At 62.0% G+C, this 15,749-nt stretch carries 12 protein-coding genes; 8 read left to right on the top strand and 4 right to left on the bottom strand.

Annotated elements, in window-relative coordinates; all coding sequences use genetic code 11:
* Nucleotides 1-28: 28 nt before the first annotated feature.
* The 4 genes from ASE71_RS25755 to ASE71_RS25740 form a co-directional block, all read right to left on the bottom strand.
* On the bottom strand, nt 29-2,710 hold the full coding sequence (locus ASE71_RS25755) for a glycosyltransferase (RefSeq protein WP_060521072.1): 2,682 nt from the start codon (nt 2,708-2,710) through the stop codon (nt 29-31).
* Nucleotides 2,697-4,169, bottom strand: coding sequence for a DUF6212 domain-containing protein (locus ASE71_RS25750; RefSeq protein ID WP_162251902.1), 1,473 nt, complete (start codon nt 4,167-4,169; stop codon nt 2,697-2,699). Before ASE71_RS25750 ends, ASE71_RS25755 begins: the two co-directional genes overlap by 14 nt.
* A 174-nt stretch (nt 4,170-4,343) precedes the next feature.
* Nucleotides 4,344-5,597: a glycosyltransferase family 4 protein gene (locus tag ASE71_RS25745; RefSeq protein ID WP_060521070.1), complete on the bottom strand. Its 1,254-nt coding sequence runs from the start codon at nt 5,595-5,597 to the stop codon at nt 4,344-4,346.
* Between the two features lie 46 nt (nt 5,598-5,643).
* Entirely contained in the window at nt 5,644-6,165 is a 522-nt protein-coding gene (locus ASE71_RS25740; RefSeq protein ID WP_375292956.1) for a MarR family transcriptional regulator, read from the bottom strand.
* Between ASE71_RS25740 and ASE71_RS37130 the strand changes: the two genes are divergently transcribed.
* The 8 genes from ASE71_RS37130 to ASE71_RS25705 all read left to right on the top strand — a co-directional run bounded on the left by ASE71_RS37130 (nt 6,096) and on the right by ASE71_RS25705 (nt 15,743).
* Nucleotides 6,096-6,452 carry a hypothetical protein gene (locus ASE71_RS37130; RefSeq protein ID WP_234852794.1) on the top strand — a complete coding sequence of 119 codons (357 nt, stop codon included), beginning with the start codon at nt 6,096-6,098 and terminating at the stop codon, nt 6,450-6,452. The genes ASE71_RS25740 and ASE71_RS37130 overlap by 70 nt on opposite strands.
* The gene (locus ASE71_RS25735) at nt 6,449-8,194 is read left to right on the top strand and encodes a type I secretion system permease/ATPase (protein ID WP_060521068.1); all 1,746 of its coding nucleotides are present in this window, start codon (nt 6,449-6,451) and stop codon (nt 8,192-8,194) included. The genes ASE71_RS37130 and ASE71_RS25735 overlap by 4 nt, the downstream gene beginning before the upstream one ends.
* Nucleotides 8,191-9,609, top strand: coding sequence for an HlyD family type I secretion periplasmic adaptor subunit (locus tag ASE71_RS25730; protein ID WP_060521067.1), 1,419 nt, complete (start codon nt 8,191-8,193; stop codon nt 9,607-9,609). Before ASE71_RS25735 ends, ASE71_RS25730 begins: the two co-directional genes overlap by 4 nt.
* Before the next feature lie 312 nt (nt 9,610-9,921).
* On the top strand, nt 9,922-10,581 hold the full coding sequence (locus tag ASE71_RS25725) for a calcium-binding protein (RefSeq protein WP_060521066.1): 660 nt from the start codon (nt 9,922-9,924) through the stop codon (nt 10,579-10,581).
* Nucleotides 10,582-10,647: 66 nt separating this feature from the next.
* Nucleotides 10,648-12,900: a glycosyltransferase family 2 protein gene (locus ASE71_RS25720; RefSeq protein WP_060521065.1), complete on the top strand. Its 2,253-nt coding sequence runs from the start codon at nt 10,648-10,650 to the stop codon at nt 12,898-12,900.
* The gene (locus tag ASE71_RS25715; RefSeq protein WP_060521064.1) at nt 12,897-13,742 is read left to right on the top strand and encodes a class I SAM-dependent methyltransferase; all 846 of its coding nucleotides are present in this window, start codon (nt 12,897-12,899) and stop codon (nt 13,740-13,742) included. Before ASE71_RS25720 ends, ASE71_RS25715 begins: the two co-directional genes overlap by 4 nt.
* Nucleotides 13,739-15,001 carry a glycosyltransferase family 4 protein gene (locus ASE71_RS25710; RefSeq protein ID WP_060521063.1) on the top strand — a complete coding sequence of 421 codons (1,263 nt, stop codon included), beginning with the start codon at nt 13,739-13,741 and terminating at the stop codon, nt 14,999-15,001. Before ASE71_RS25715 ends, ASE71_RS25710 begins: the two co-directional genes overlap by 4 nt.
* 10 nt (nt 15,002-15,011) lie before the next feature.
* Nucleotides 15,012-15,743, top strand: a complete 732-nt coding sequence (locus ASE71_RS25705) for a hypothetical protein (RefSeq protein ID WP_034798045.1) — start codon at nt 15,012-15,014, stop codon at nt 15,741-15,743.
* The last annotated feature ends 6 nt before the right edge of the window (nt 15,744-15,749 follow it).

Genomic DNA, 15,749 nt, shown 5'->3' with positions numbered 1-15,749 from the left:
CTTCTCTTTGAAAAGTCGTACGGGTCGATCAGCCTGCAGCTGCGACGCCGGTATTGGATGTCTCACGCGCCCGGATGACCTTGGCACGCGAAAGCGAGGAATTGTTCACGGCGCCGTCGCACCAGCCGAGGAACTCCGAAAAGGAGTTCGCCCAGCCGCGACGCGCCGCTGTTCTCAGGCACCCTTCCATGATCGGAGCCAGCAGGTTGCGATCGCGCGAAACCTCGGCGATCGCCTTGACCATGTCGCGCACCACCTGGGGATCGGAGGAGGCATCGATCAGGATGCCGTCCTCGCGATCGACGATCAGTTCGTCGACGGCGCCAACCGCGGTTGCGATCGGCACGCACCCGAGCTGTTGGGCTTCGGCGATCATCAGCGGGGCACCTTCCCAGCGCGAAGGCATGATCAGAACATCGGCCCAGCCGAGCGCCTTGATCAGGTCGCGGCTGGCAAAGACCGGTGGGCGCACGTCGACGCCCAGTTCCTTGAGCCGATCCGTCCAGGAGAACGAGGCATCCGCCAGGATCTCGCCACCGATCGCCCGCGCATCGAACGACACGTGCGCCGCACGCAGCTCGGCAATGGTCGCGGCCAGGCGGTCGATGCCCTTCTGCTGGTCAAGACGACCCATGTAGAGCAGCCGCAGCCGGTCGTCCTTGCGCTCGATCCGCCGCACCTGCAGCACGTCTGCAAGCACCTTGGGCGGCACGGAGAAACTTGCGCCGTTCGGAACGGCAAAGATCTTCTCGAGCGGCACGCCGAAGCTGTGCAGGTAGAACTTCAGTTGTTCCGAGCAGGTGAGGAAGGCGTCGTAGCAATGCTCGTGGGCGATGGCTGCAAAGGGCTGGCCGGCCGGGCGCTTGAACGGCGTGTTGTCGACGACGTGCAGATAGCACGCCGTGCGTGTCCCTTCCGAGCGCAGCCGCGCGATCAGCGGATGCATCGCCATCACGTGGTTGTTGATGACGAGATCGAAGCCCGAGAGCTGGCCTTTAAGCACGCCCCAGTCGACATCATGATGTTCAGCGATGAAATCCTGACCGAGGAACGAACCGGAGCCGCCCCATGTAGGTATACCCTGATCCCAGAAATGAACATAGTCGAAGCTCGAATCGAACTCGTCGATCACGTCCATGCGGCTGGTGCCGAGCACGAACAGATGCGTCTCGTAGCCTGCGGCCTTGAGTTCGCGCGAGGCGGCGTAGATCACCTTCTCGGCACCACCGAAGGAGGCATTCGGCACCAGAAGCGCTGCGGTCTTCTTGCCGGCATCGCTATGACCGAGCGGCAGCACCGGCGAGCCGCCGATCTCCGTTCGCAAGGCCTTGTGCAGGTCGGAATAGGGCATGAGCCGCGCGGGCCGCCAGGTCCAGCGGCGGCCGGCCGTGCGGCGAAGCGGACTAGTGGCAATCGCGTTGACGCAGTTGATCATCACCTGTTGCGGCGTGATCAGCGTGCGGCGCGGCAGAGCGCGCGGGAACGGGAAGCGCACATTGAGAACCGCCGAGGTCGGCCAGACCTGCTGCGTGCCGATCGAAGCAAACCAGTCGAGCGCATTGTTGCGGATGACGTCGCGCAAGAGCGCCGTCGAAATGAAGATGAGATCCGGTTGGCCGAGATGCTGGGCGCCGGCGTCGAGGAAGGTCGGCTCGATCTTGCGCTGCGTCGCGTCGTTGCCGAGATGAACGAAAACGACGTTGGCTTTCTCACTCAGGCGCTCCAGGTGGCAAAGCACGTTGGGCAGCATGCGCGAGCGCAAAAGCAGATCGATCGTCGCGCCGCTGCCGGCCATCACAAAGGGCGGGAAGTGCACGTTGTCGGGCTCGCCGGTGCTTGCCCAGAAGGCCGGGATGATGTCGTCGAGGCGCAGCCGCTTCGGTTGCTTCGTCGGATCTGTGAAGAACGAGATCGCCGCGTCTTCGGTGCGCGCGAAGAGATAACGCGGGCACTCCTCATGCTCGAAATCGACGAGCATTGGCCGCTGGAACAGAGCCTTGTGGCGCTTTCTGAGGAAGCTCACGGATGTCGCGCGGTCGCGGTTGGCTTCCTTGAAACGGCTTTCGGCGCGCAGGCGATATTCGAAGGTCGTGTCATGGCAGGGCGTTCCGACGAAGCCGTGCTCGACGCAGGAAAGCCAGAACTCCCAATCCTCAAAACCGTTCTGTCGATCGTCGTTGAACCGAACGCCTTCCTGGAAGACCTCGATCGAAATCATCGAGCCGGTATCGCAGATGTTGTCCGTGATGCAGTGGACGAGCCGCGAATACTGGTTGCCGTAGTGAGCCCGCCAGCTCACCGAGAAGGTGTCGATGTTGGTATAGACCCAGCCGGCGCCGCTTTCGTGCAGGCGCCGATAGAGGGTCTCGATCGTTCCCGGCAAGACTCGGTTGTCGGCATCGAGGAAATAAACGGCCTTCGCCTCGGGCAGATTTTCGAGCACGTAGTTGATGGCGCGGTTGCGCGCGCCGCCGGGGCCGGCGTTACGCCCGAAGACCACATGGATATCAGGGTGGGCCGCGGTATAGAGCAACAGCTGATCGAAGGTTTCCTGCCGCGGGTCGCCGTCGACCGAAACGACGATGGCAATACGGCAGCCCTCGAGATCCGATGCAAGCGCGGATTCGAGCGCTTCGAGCGCCAGCGCCGCGTGGCCATAGAGCGGCATGGCGATCGCAACGAGGTCCCTTGGATCGCTATTGCTGTGCATGAGACGCACCACCCGACTGCTTGACCATCCGGAAGCCCGACACCTTGAGCCAGGAGAAATCGACCGAGTCGGTTACGGCGCGGCTGAGGATCATCAGATCCATGGGCTGGCGCACCGGCTCGTCGAGTTGGAAGTTGATGTTGATCGGCTGCTCATTGGTGACCTCGCGCCAGCCGCTGAAGAAGGCGGACGGCTTGACCACCCCCTTGCGAGCCAGTTCCGCCACTTCGGAGCGCGCGTTCGAGCCCGCTGGAGCGAGCAGGAAGCTGACGGCCGCCGGGGCGCCCTTGGGATGATCGACCACTGCGCTTGCGGAGAAGGATATGGTGCCGGGCTCGACAGCGCGACCGACGGCGCCGGCCGATACGCCATTTGCGAGCGGATGGCAGACGACGGCGTGTTCGTGTTCGAGAAAGCGTACCGTCTGGAATTCCGGGACAACCGGCGTCACCGATACGTCGACGATCTGGCTGAGCAGATCGACCGACAGACGATAGTCCTCGATGAAGTGGCCGTCGAGCAGCGCGGTCGGCGCGATCATGTTCGGCATGCGCGTCGGCTTGACGCCGGGCAGACCGGTATAGACGCGGAACGCTAGAGGGCGCAGATCAAGGTCGGCGTGGCGGGTCTCGGACCGAGCCGTATAGTGTTCGCTGGCGATGGGATAGCCGAGCGAAAGCCCGATCGTTTCACTACCGGTCGTCGAAACGCGCAGCCGCAGGGTCTTCGCGCCACCCCCGCAGGTGCGCGGCAGGGCAAAGAAGTTCCAGCCTGGAACGAGCTGCGAGAATGGAACGGCCCACTCGGCAACCCCCTCGCCGCTCTCGACATAGCTCAAGACAACGACCAGTTCGCCGCCATCCCGCGGGACCGAATTGAAGTGAAGCGCGATACCGGCGACGCCATGGCTGGAGACCGGCAGGAGCTGTTCGACGAAGGCATTGGCAATCAGATGGCCGATGCCCTCGTCCTTGGGATCGACATAGGGGTCGTGCGCAAAGACTTCGGCGACCGGCTCCCAGTTGCGTGCCTGGAACGCATCTTCGAGTGCGCGATAGTTTTCAAGTAGCGTTTCACGCTCGCGGCGAAGCAGCGCAAGCTCGGATGTGATTGCCGACGAAAACCGGGCAAGCCGCCCGACACCACCGTCGACCAATGCCTGGATGAGCCCCGCACTTTCGCTGACGGCCTCGGCGCTCAAGCGCTTGATCGGGATATCCGGGACGGTGCCAAGCGCCCGCAACGAGACGATGCCGTCGGCCAGATCCGCCTCGCCCTCCCTTGAAAAGGCGAGCCCGATCAATGGAAACACGTTTTCCAGGGTCGCATCAGGCCGATCGCCTGCCGGAAGAAAATGAACCAGGTGCTCGATGCCACTGCCCTGGACACTCGCCCTATCGTGATCCGAGGCCAACACCAGCTTTCTCTTCGCCTGCGAATACCTCACGCCAGAAGACACCAACCCTTGCACGCGCCACCCTCAATACAACCGAATTCTCTCTGTAGTTGAATCCGCCGATCCGAAATAAACCGGCGAATTCAACGACCTAGAGAAAGCATATCAAGGTTATTTGCACTGCACAATAAGTTATATTTGCGTTTTTCGTGAAATAATACTTCGGGTTTTGAAGTATTATGCAGATGAGACCCGTAATATTTGAGTGGATCCGGGATTTCCCATCGCCTTATCCAGCAATGTCATCTGTCGTGCAATGCAATCGCCCAGACGGAACCTTTGCTCGACGGTGCGGCGGGCGGCTGCACGCAACTCGGAATACTTCTCCGGTTGCTGCAAGGCGCCGGAGATCGCCTCCGCGAGCGCATCCGTATCGAAGAACGGCACGAGCAGGCCGTTGCGGCCGGAGCTCAACACCTCCTGCATCGGCGCCGTATCCGACCCGATGACGAGCGCGCCGCAGGCCATGGCCTCGAGGACCGACCAGGAAAGCACGAAAGGATAGGTCAGATAGATATGGGCGGCCGAAATCTGGAACAGCTGCCTCAGGACGCCATGCGGCACCACGCCTGGAAACAGGAACCGGTCAGCCGGGATATCCAGGGACTGAAGCAGGTAGTCTTTCCAGGAACCGCCACCAGGTGGCGGTGCGCCGTAACTGACGCCGTCGCCGCCGACGAAAACGAAAAGCGCATCAGGATGGCGCTTCGCGACCTTTGCGGCCGCCTCCAACGCCTGCGGGAAGCCGCGATAGGGCTCGAGATCGCGGGCGACGAAAGTAACGATCGGCGGATCACCCGCCTTTAGCACCCGTCCGTCCGGAAGCTTCAATGATGCCGACGGATCGGGACGGAAGACGCGAGTGTCGACGCCCTCGTGGCACACGCCGATACGGGCGCGATGCTCCGCCGGATAAAGGCTCCGTTGCCATTGGGTCGGGCTGAAGCCGCCATCGATCGCATCAAGCGTCAGGAGTTGCGCCATGTTGCGCAGCCGCAGCCGCTTGCGCGTATCCTGGTCGGGCTTGTCGTCGGGGGCAAAGCCGATATCGGCCCCTTCGGCTCGGTAGAAAAACTCGCAATAGCCGAGTGCCGGGACATTCGGCAGCACATCCTTGACGAAGGTCATGCCGCCCCAGCCGATGTGCCCGACGATAACGTCGGGCACCTGCCCCTGGCGGGCCATGGCATCGAAGGTTTCGGCGACCCGGTGACCGATCCGGACATGATGGTCAGGCACACCGAGGTGCCTTGCCATCTGCGAATTGGCCTGCGGGCCGGGTTCTGCTCTGTGGCGAATGACGCGCGTTGCCGGAATCCGCTGATCCACGGTTTCCGTCACGAGTGTCACTTCATTTCCCGTCTGCGCCAAATGAGACGCGAGAGCGGCGAACTGGCAGAAGCCGCGCCGGTGTACAAATGCTACGTGCATATTCCCTGCCTATAGCCGTTGAAAGGACAGCCTGTGCGCGGGCATCTCAGATGCCGTAGCGCGTTGCATTCCCCCAAACCAGCTCGAGCCGGTGCAGCGTTTGAAATGCGGTTTCGAGATTGCGCCGGTCCTGCTCGCCGTGGCTGAGGACACGTTCATAGGCGCCAGCCGCCTTGCGCAGGGCATCGCAGAGTTGCTTGCCCTTCTCCGAAAGCTTGATGCGGGCCGAGCGCCGGTCGCGCTGGGAGGCGGCCCTGTCGATATACTCCCCGTCACCCAACTGCTTCAGGTAGTAGGAAACGTTGGAGCCGACATAGTGGCCACGGTCCAAAAGCTCCGCCACCGACACTTCCGCATCGCCGATCGCCAGAAGGACCATCGCCTGTGCCGGGCCGATATCGTCGACGCCAAGCTTCGTGAGCTCGGCACGCAACAGGCCGGTAAAGCGCCGGCTGGCCCGTTCCATCATCCGTGCCAACTCGAAATATGTGACCACGGATGCTTCGCTCTCCTGGTCAATATTGTCATGTTCAGGGGCACTTCCAACTGCGTCATCCCCGGGGCGGATGGCAACAGCGCCGCCAAAATCTGCGAACGGATAGAGAATCCTTTGATTCATCCCTCTCTCCAACTGAGCATTACTACAATATTCAAAAATTACTTCAAATTTTGAAGCAATTTTTCGCCCCCTTTACTCCCCCCGAATACGACTATCTTGAGCATTCCACCATTATTGTGTCACACTTATCACGGCAACACTGTGATTTAAGTGATAACAAACAAAATAGCTTCCTCAAGACCCCAACGAACTTATCCAGAAAATCGCCACGCGTGACAGCAAACGAGGCAATATGATTAGCAAGAACCAAATTGGGCCAAAGAAGGCGCAAAATGGAGCAAACGATCCGCGGCTGCTTATTTTGAAGGCACGCCGCGTGTTCGTTTTGGCACTTATTTATGCAGCCCTGCTGAGTGCTTGCATCGGCATATTGCAGCTCTCGACACCACTCTACATGATGCAAGTTCATGACCGCGTGTTGAACAGCCAGAGCATGGACACGCTGACCATGCTGACGATTCTCGTCATCGGCGCGCTCGTGATCTACGGCGTGCTCGAATACATCAGGGCTTTGACGTTCCAGGCGATGGGTAGTGCGGTCGTGCGCTGGCTGAACCTGCCGGTGCTGACCGCCGCCGTTCAGGCGGCCGCCGATCAAGGGCTGACCCGGGCGACCCAGTCGCTGCGGGACCTGGCGGAATTGCGCAGCTTCCTCACGACGTCTGCCGTCAGCGCTCCGCTCGATGCCGCCTGGTCGCCGATCTTTCTCGGGGTGCTCTTTGCGCTGCACCCGATGTTCGGCCTTCTTGGCGCCATTTCCATTGCCCTGCTTGTATGCTGTGGATTGCTGACTGATTTGCTGACTCGCCGGCTGATGAAAGAGGCCAATCAAGCCAATATCGAGGCCGTTTCGAAAATAGGTTCAAGCTTGCGCCATGCCGAGGCGATCGAAGCGATGGGCATGCTGCCAGCACTCGCCCGCCGCTGGCGTACCGCACAGCTGCACGCGCTCGACGCTTTGGAAATAAGCGGAAGCCGCAGCAAGGCGATGGCTTCGATCACCCGTTCGCTGCGTTTCATGATCCAGGCGGCCGCACTGGCAACAGGCTCTATCCTCGTGATGAAACAGGAGATTTCCCCCGGTGCGATGATGGCGACGACCATCCTCGTCGGACGCCTGCTCGCCCCGTTTGATTCGATGATCGAGAACTGGCGTCAGTGGGTGCTCGCCATCGCAAGCTGGCGCCGGATAGAGACTGCGCTGAACCAGGATCTGGCCGTACGCCAGACCATGCCGCAGCCGCGCACGCAGGGCGATCTTGTTGTGGATAAGCTCGTTTACGCGGCGCCCGGCCTCGATGTGCCGATCATCAAGGGCGTTTCCTTCTCGCTCTCGCCCGGCCAAGTTCTCGGGATCGTCGGCCCCTCGGCGGCGGGCAAATCGACACTGGCCCGGCTCCTCGTCGGAATTCAGAAGCCGACCACCGGCGGCGTCTTCCTCGACGGTAACAATGTCTATCTGTGGGAACGCGCTTCCTTTGGCCAGATGACCGGCTACCTGCCGCAGTCCGTTTCGCTGCTCGAAGGAACAATCCGCGACAACATCTCGCGCATGGAGGAAGGCGAACCCCAAAAAGTGCTCGAAGCGGCTCGGCTTGCTGACGTGCACGACATGATCGGCCGCCTGCCGCTCGGCTACGACACCCCGGTCGGCGATGGGCATCTGACGCTTTCGGGCGGCCAGCGCCAGCGCATCGCTCTTGCCCGCTGCCTTTACGACCATCCTCGCCTGATCGTTCTCGACGAGCCGAACGCCAATCTCGACGCCATCGGCGAGCGCGCATTGATCCGCGCGATCGAGCGGGCGCGCAACGACGGTGCGATCGTCATCATGATCGCCCACCGGCCGACGATCATGCAGGCCGCCGACAAGCTGCTCGTTCTTGAAAACGGGCGCATCACCCAGTTTGGCCCGCGCACCGACGTGGTCGCATCCATGACACCCGGCGAGCCGAGACGGGAAGGCGTATCCGCATGACGAACAAACAGAACCTGCCGGCCTCTCGCGAGGCGCGCACACTCGTGGCCAAGGACGACCGCGCGAACCTGCCCGCGATCCCCGACCGGCCCCACCCGCTGCACGGGCTGGATGCGGACGCCGAAGGAAGCGCCACCGCGCCGCTGCGCGGCGTGGTCCTTGCGGGCCTGACGACGATCCTCGTCGCCTTCGGCGGCTTCTTCGGCTGGGCGTTTTCGACGGAACTCAGCAGCGCGTCGGTCGCAAGCGGCACGATCGTGGTCGATTCGAAGCGCAAGACCGTCAGCCACTTCGAAGGCGGCATCCTCGACCGCCTCCTCGTCCAGGAAGGCGATCGCGTCACGCTCGGCCAGCCGCTGGTCAAGCTTGCCGACACCCGCGCCCGATCCGACCTTGAGGCACTGCAAAGCCGGCGCCTTGGTCTGATCGCAAAGCTTGCCCGCCTCAGGGCGGAGCAGACGGAGGCCGCGCAGATAGACTTCCCTGACGAGCTGATGGGCACCGCGGAAACCGCTGCCGACGACGCGGTGAAGGCGGAGACAAACTTCTTCGACCGCCGGCGCGAAGCAAAGGCCGGCCGGCTCGAGGTTCAGGGCAAGACCATCGAAGAGTACTCGGAAAGGGCCAAGTCGCTTGCCGAGCAGATCAGAGCGACCGACCGCCAGATCGAACTGATTACCGAGCAGCGCACCGCGATCGCGACGCTGGTTGCAAAGGAATTTGCCCAGCGCTCCAAGCTGATCGAGATCGATGCCAAGCTCAGCGAACTTGCCGCTTCGCGCGGTGAGCTTGCCGGCAACAAGGCCCAGGCCGAAAAGGCGGAAGCCGGAGCGGAACTCGGGCTGACCGGTATCGAGAACGAATTCCAGTCGGAGATCGCCGGCGAAATCACGACGGCCCGCCTCGAACTTGCAGACGTGGGACAGCGGCTCGTCTCGGCCAAGGACGTCTTGAGCCGCCTCGAAATCCGCTCGCCGCAGACCGGCATCGTCACCAACATTCAGTTGCGCACACCCGGCAGCGCGGTCTCTGCCGGCCAGCCCTTGCTCGACATCGTCCCCGAGGACGAGCCGCTTCTCGTCGAGATGCATGTCGGCACCCGAGACATCGATAGCATCGGCATCGGCTCAAAGACGCAGATCCGGCTGACCGCCTACAACCAGCGCTCGCACCTGCCGCTCGACGGCGAAATCAGCTACGTCGCAGCCGACCAATCGGTCGATGACAAGTCGAACGTCTCCTACTACGTGGCGCGCGCCCGCATTGCGCCGGCGTCGCTCACCGCCAACCCGGACATCCGCCTCTATCCCGGCATGCCTGCGGAAGTGCTGATCGTGCACAAGCCGCGCTCGGCGATCGATTACATGGTCTCGCCGATTGCAGAGAGCCTCAATCGAGCCTTCCGCGAAGACTGATCCAGAGAGCTCCAACACCACCTGCACCGGCGAAATTCAATTTCGCCGGCAATTTGTTTCTAATTTTGAATTTATTTCTAAGTAATAACAAAACTATCTCCCCTTAGATCTCAGGGATAATCATCAAACTGATACAAGATATACATCGTAGGTAGCAGATAATAATACAGTACAGCTGTTTTTATTTCTTTTTTGCTGTTGCCATATGTTTTTTTGCAGTGCAATGTCGCCGCGCTCGCCACCGGTTTGAGACCGGGGATGAGCGCAAGCAACAACCAAGATGACGTAAGCAACAACTAAGAGGAGTAGCATATGGCCACGTTGGAAGGCGGCGCGTATGATGACGCCCTTTTTGGCTCACGCTTCGACGACTTCATCCATGCCCGTGCTGGCGATGACTTCGTGAACGGAGGCAATGGCGACGACACCATTTTCGGCGACGAAGGTGATGACATGCTGTTCGGCGGTAACGGCAGCGATACCCTGTTCGGCGGCTGGGGCGACGATGTTCTCCATGGCGACAACGGGAACGATGTCCTGTTCGGCGGCCAGGGCAACGACCTGCTCTACGGCGACAACGGCAACGACATTCTCATTGGCGGCGACGGTAGCGACCTGCTGATGGGCGGCCGCGGCAGCGACATTCTGTTCGGTGGTGCCGGCAACGACATCATCAACGGCGGCCACGGCGACGACGTCATGACCGGCGGTGAAGGCAGCGACGTGTTCGTGTTCGACGGCGGTGGCGGCAACGACGTCATCCTCGACTTCACGCCCGGCGAAGACCTTCTGCAGATTTCGAAGGACATCAACGGCCTCGACATTTCGTCGCCTGAAGATCTGGCATCGCGCGTCACCCAGGTTGGTGGCAACGTGGTCATCGACTTCGGCCATGGCGATACGCTGACGCTCGTCAACGCGGACGCCGACGACATCCAGGCGAACCCGAACCACTACTTCACGATCCATTGAGATTGACTGGCGCGCCCCACTTCCTCCCGTGGGGCGCCCTCCCTTTTCGTCCTTCAGGAGTAGCGCGTGACGGCAGACGACCGTATCAGAAGCTTCGGCCTCGACTTCACAAGCGCCGCAGCTTTCAGGCTCGGCTTCGACGTTGCTGTGCTGATCTGGGACGCACCTTCCGAACTCCCGGCAAAGACAAAATACGCCCTTTCTGCGTCGCGTTCCCTCGTACCTCTCGTCAGCATGGCGCTTCCGCGCGCCCAAGGGGGCCAACGGATCTTCTGGGCGATGCGCCCCGGAAACGACCGCGAACTCGCCGAAATCGCGGCGGACGGCGAGATCTTGCAGACGGTGGTTCTGGAACCGACCGCCAAACTCCCTTTCCTCGATCTGGCGGCCCAGCTTTCCGATCTTCAGCCCGAAGGTCGTCTCAAGTTTCTCAACAATCTGCTGACGGTCTGGCGAAGCGCGTTTCGCCTGTCTCGTGACGAATTCTTTATTGGCCTCGTCGATGACGTGATCCACGCCCTGAACCTTGGGCAGCGCCCCGCAACCATCGCCTGTCGGCTCGCGCATGGACGCTATCTGGCAGAGACGACCGTCAATGCCGAGCTCGGCGAGATCAACGCCATCTATGCGCTCGGCGCCGAGGCAATTTTGCCGCTGCCGCAGCAATTCGCCATAACCGGCCGAACCGAGCGCGGCCAGCGCCGCTGCCATTTCGTTCTTGAATCGCCGCGCGCGCCCCAGGCGCTCTCACTCATCATCATGGGAAAGCGCGGTATCGCCGTGCGTGAGCTTTCGCCGCGCGGTTCCCGATATCCCAACCTCCAGCAATGGTGGCCTGAGCACGGCGCAGCGCCGGGCTTGCGCGAGTTCGTCGTGCGGTCCTTGAGCGAGGTTCCGGAAAGCGGGACGGCGCTTGCGATCGACCTGCAGCTTCGCTCCGCCCTGCCGGCAAGGCAGGCCGGCAAGTCCGCACTCCACCCAGGTGCTGAGATTGACCTCGCCCTTGCCATGTCGGAAGGCCTGCTCATCGGCGGATGGACGCGGGACGCGAACGGCGTCCTTGCCGGCATCGACTATCTCCAGGAAGACGGCACGGCCATGCCGCTCGATGGTAACTGGTATGAATTTCCGGGCTGGGCCCGCGGCGCCGAAGAAGGCTCCAAGACCGACGTGACCGGTTTTGTAAGCTGGCTGCCGATGCGCGATCCACTTGGTCCCCTTCTTCAGCCGCGCTTCCAGTTGCGGCTGGCGTCCGGCGCAGTCAAGCCGCTGGTGCCAAAACCGCAACCCTTCGATCCAGCAACACAACGCAACCGCATCCTGCGCGCCGTTCCGCCCCAGCACGCCAACGATCAGGCATTCCGCACGATCCTTGCGCCGGCGCTGAGAGACGTGGAGCAGCGACTGGGCAAGACGATCAGGGTCGACCAGACCAAGGACTTCGGCCCGATGATGGCCGCGCCTCTCATCTCGATCGTCGTTCCCCTCTACCGCGTGCTCGACTTCCTGCGCTTCCAGCTGTCGGGACTTGCGACCGACCCTTTCGTCGCGGCCAACGCCGAGATCATCTACGTGCTCGATTCCCCGGAGATCCACGACGAGACGGAACACCTGCTCGGTGGCTTCCATCTGCTTCACGGGCTTTCGATGAAGCTCGTGGTGATGAACCGCAACGGCGGCTATGCCCGCGCCTGCAATGCCGGTGCACGCTTTGCCCGCGGTTCTGTCATCGTCATGCTCAACTCGGACGTCGTTCCCTGCGGGGCCGGCTGGCTGGAAAAGCTTGCGCTGCCGGTGCTGAAGGAAAAGTCGATCGGCGCCATCGGCCCGAAACTGCTGTTCGAGGACGGCTCGCTGCAGCATGCGGGCCTCTATTTTGCCCGTAACAAGCAGGACATCTGGCTCAATCACCATTTCTACAAGGGCATGCCGGGCGCCTATGCGCCGGCGCAGGAAATGCGCAGCGTGCCCGGCGTCACCGGCGCCTGCCAGGTGATGCGCAAGGAGGTGTGGGACATCGTCGGCGGCTATGCCGAGGACTTCGTCATTGGCGACTACGAGGACAGCGATCTCTGCCTCAAGATCCGCCAAGCCGGCTTCGACATCGTCTATGAGCCGGCAGCCTGTCTCTATCATCTGGAGCGGCGCTCGATCAGCCGCAGCCAGGATTACACGCGCGGCGTCGCCAGCCAGTACAATGCATGGCTGCATACCGAGCGCTGGAACCAAGACATTACCACCCTGATGCCATCCTACCTCGGCGCCGAAGAGGCGGCAGCGCCGAGCACCCGTAAGCCTGCCGCCAGGAGCGCCGCATGAACCAGCCCGCACTTCGCCACGCAGACAACCTGCAGCCGGCCTGGCAACAGAACGAAGACCGTATCGAAGGCATGCTTCAGACGGTTCTCACCAATCGTTTCTTGCCGCAGCCGGACCAAAACAGCGTCTTCGTCGGAGATGGCAACTACCGGGCTGTCGGCGCGGAGTTTCTCGGCCACTTCATCCGCATGGGCGGATTACAGCCGAAAAGCAGCGTGCTCGACATCGGCAGCGGCATCGGCCGCATGGCAGTTCCTCTGACGCAATATCTCGATAGCGATCACGGGCGCTATGTCGGTATCGACCCGGTGGAAGGCGGCGTCACCTGGTGCCGTCAATCCGTCACGCCGGTCTATCCGAATTTCACCTTCCAGCATGTCGACATCGCCCACGAACTCTACAACCCGTCAGGCAGGATCAACGGCAAGGCGCTGAAGCTGCCCTACCCCGATCGCCAGTTCGACTTCGCCATCATGACGTCGATCGTCACCCATCTGCCGCCGGACGAGGTGCTCGTCTATTTCAGCGAGATCAACCGGATGCTGAAGCCCGGCGGACGGCTCTTCGTCACCGCCTTCGTGGTCGATAGCATCGCCGCGAAGGATGAACACGGCCGGCGGGATCCCCGTCTTGCCTTCGTTCGCAGCGGCGACGGCCCCTGCTGGTTCGTGCCCGGCCTGCCGCCGCTTGCCGCCGTCGGTTTCGACGACGGCTTCCTCGACCGGGCGCTGGAGCGGGCAGGCTTCACGACGGTCCTGAAATCGCTCGGTCACTGGCGGGGCCAAAGTGCCGGTCACTACCAGGATGTCTTCGTCGCCGAACGCCGGAGTGTGAGCGGATGAAGAAGCGTATTCTGGTCGCCGCGCACAACCATCCGGCGCTTCACCCCGGCGGCACGGAGATTTTCGCGCACGACCTCTTCCGTGCCTATCAGCGGGCCGGTCACGAGGCGCTCTTCCTCGGCGCCACCAACCAGACCCACCGCCAGGTGCGGCCCGGCACGAGCTTTCAGGCGATCGGCCCCGAAGGCGACGAGGTGCTGTTGTGGTCCGGCCATTTCGATCGCTTCTTCATGAGCCAGATCGACCTCTATGGCGTCGTGCCTGACCTTACCGAGCTTTTGCGCGATTTCCGGCCGGATGTGGTTCACATCCACCATCTCCTGCTGCTGGGCGCCGAGTTTCCGCACATCGTCCGCCGCACCTTGCCCGATTGCCGGATTGTGATGACCCTGCACGACTACTATCCACTTTGCCATCACGATGGCCTGATGGTGCGCACCAGTGGCAAGGAGCTTTGTCACAAGTCGAGCCCGGACCGTTGCCATAGCTGTTTCAAGGACATTCCGCTCGATCGTTTCGTGTTGCGCGAGCAGCATCTGAAAGCGTTGCTCAGAACCGTCGATCGCTTCATCTCGCCGAGCCAGTTTCTGAGGCAACGCTTTATCGACTGGGGTCTTAACGGCGACCAAATCGACGTGATTGCCAATGGCCTACCGCCACGAGACGCGCCGTCGCGCAAGGGCCAGCCGGAGAACGATCGGCCGGTTTTCGGCTATTTCGGCAATCTCAATCCCTGGAAAGGCACGTCCGTGCTTCTCGAGGCTGCGCGGCAGTTGATCGACGAAGGCCTGCGTTTTGAGCTGCGGGTGCACGGGGGCGCCCCCTTCCAGGCCGACAGTTTCAAGGACGAGATCGCCCGCCTCTTCAAGAAGACGGCGCCTTCGGTCCAGCAGCGCGGCGCCTACAGGCGCGAGGACATCGGCGAGCTCATCGCGGCGGTCGATTGCACCATCGTGCCTTCGATCTGGTGGGAGAACGCACCGCTGGTCATCGGCGAGGCCCAGTCTCAGCGCAAACCGGTGATCGCCAGCAATATCGGCGGAATGGCCGAAATGGTGCAGGACGGCGTCAACGGCATCACCGTCTCACCAAACGATCCGCGTGCGCTGGCCGCCGCCATGCGCCGCATGGCGGAAAGCCCTGACCTTCGGCGCCGCCTTTCGGCCAATGCCCGCAAGCCCAACGATATCGATACAACTGCCCGGCGCTATCTCACGCTCATCGACGCGATCGAGCCCCGAGAAACCGTCGCCGCCTAGAGGGAAGACCATGTCTGTAGCAGCCGACAAACCGGACGTCGCACCGGAGCAAAACAATGCAAAGCCGCTGAAGGGCCGCGTGGACGCGATCGACCAGGGCCGAGTCTTCGGCTGGGCATTCGACCCGGAAACTCCGGAAAAGCGGCTTGCCATTCGCGTGCTTCTCGACGGCAAGGTGATCGCCGAGGCGCTCGCCGACCGCAACCGGCCCGATCTCAAGCGCAACGGCATTGGCGACGGCAACCACGCGTTTGAAATCGCGTTGCCCGAGATGGCGAGCGCGCGCAGCGGCGAACTCGTCGTGCTTGCGGCGACCGGCAAAGGCGGCGAACTGCCGCTTCGTGTTCCCAAACCCGATGAACAGGCGGCCGAAGCGCTGATTGCAGCACCGCTTGCAAAAGTGCTCGACAAGCTCGACGTGCTTATGGCAGCGCAACGGCAATTGCAGGTCTCGCAGCGTTCCGCCCTGCGGTCGAAAGTTGACGACGGCGATGAAGCCGAAAGCCCCGGACTTGCAGCAATCAGCGACGATGTCGCAAACCTCCGCGGAGAAATCACCCAGCGACTGACCGATCTCGACGTTCATCTGATGCGGCTCGACGGTGTAATCGCGGGTATGGAAAAGAGCCTCAACGCACTGAAGCAGCGCTCGAACGGCGATTTGAAGCCGGCGTTTCTGCTTCTTTTTGTCCTTGCAGGCTTTGCGGCAGGCGCGATCCTTTCCGTCTTCCTTCGGACCTGAGGCGCA

This window comes from Ensifer sp. Root954 (genome assembly GCF_001429005.1).
Lineage (GTDB): Bacteria > Pseudomonadota > Alphaproteobacteria > Rhizobiales > Rhizobiaceae > Ensifer > Ensifer adhaerens.
Note: the sequence above shows the minus strand (reverse complement) of the source record. Positions and strands in the feature narration are given on the sequence as shown.

Excerpts from the sequence above, each read along its gene's own strand:
- ASE71_RS25735 (WP_060521068.1), top strand. The coding sequence starts at position 6,449 with ATGATTAGCAAGAACCAAATTGGGCCAAAGAAGGCGCAAAATGGAGCA.
- ASE71_RS25715 (WP_060521064.1), top strand. The coding sequence starts at position 12,897 with ATGAACCAGCCCGCACTTCGCCACGCAGACAACCTGCAGCCGGCCTGG.
- ASE71_RS25705 (WP_034798045.1), top strand. The coding sequence starts at position 15,012 with ATGTCTGTAGCAGCCGACAAACCGGACGTCGCACCGGAGCAAAACAAT.
- ASE71_RS25725 (WP_060521066.1), top strand. The coding sequence starts at position 9,922 with ATGGCCACGTTGGAAGGCGGCGCGTATGATGACGCCCTTTTTGGCTCA.
- ASE71_RS25710 (WP_060521063.1), top strand. The coding sequence starts at position 13,739 with ATGAAGAAGCGTATTCTGGTCGCCGCGCACAACCATCCGGCGCTTCAC.
- ASE71_RS25730 (WP_060521067.1), top strand. The coding sequence starts at position 8,191 with ATGACGAACAAACAGAACCTGCCGGCCTCTCGCGAGGCGCGCACACTC.
- ASE71_RS37130 (WP_234852794.1), top strand. The coding sequence starts at position 6,096 with ATGCTTCGCTCTCCTGGTCAATATTGTCATGTTCAGGGGCACTTCCAA.
- ASE71_RS25755 (WP_060521072.1), bottom strand. The coding sequence starts at position 2,710 with ATGCACAGCAATAGCGATCCAAGGGACCTCGTTGCGATCGCCATGCCG.
- ASE71_RS25745 (WP_060521070.1), bottom strand. The coding sequence starts at position 5,597 with ATGCACGTAGCATTTGTACACCGGCGCGGCTTCTGCCAGTTCGCCGCT.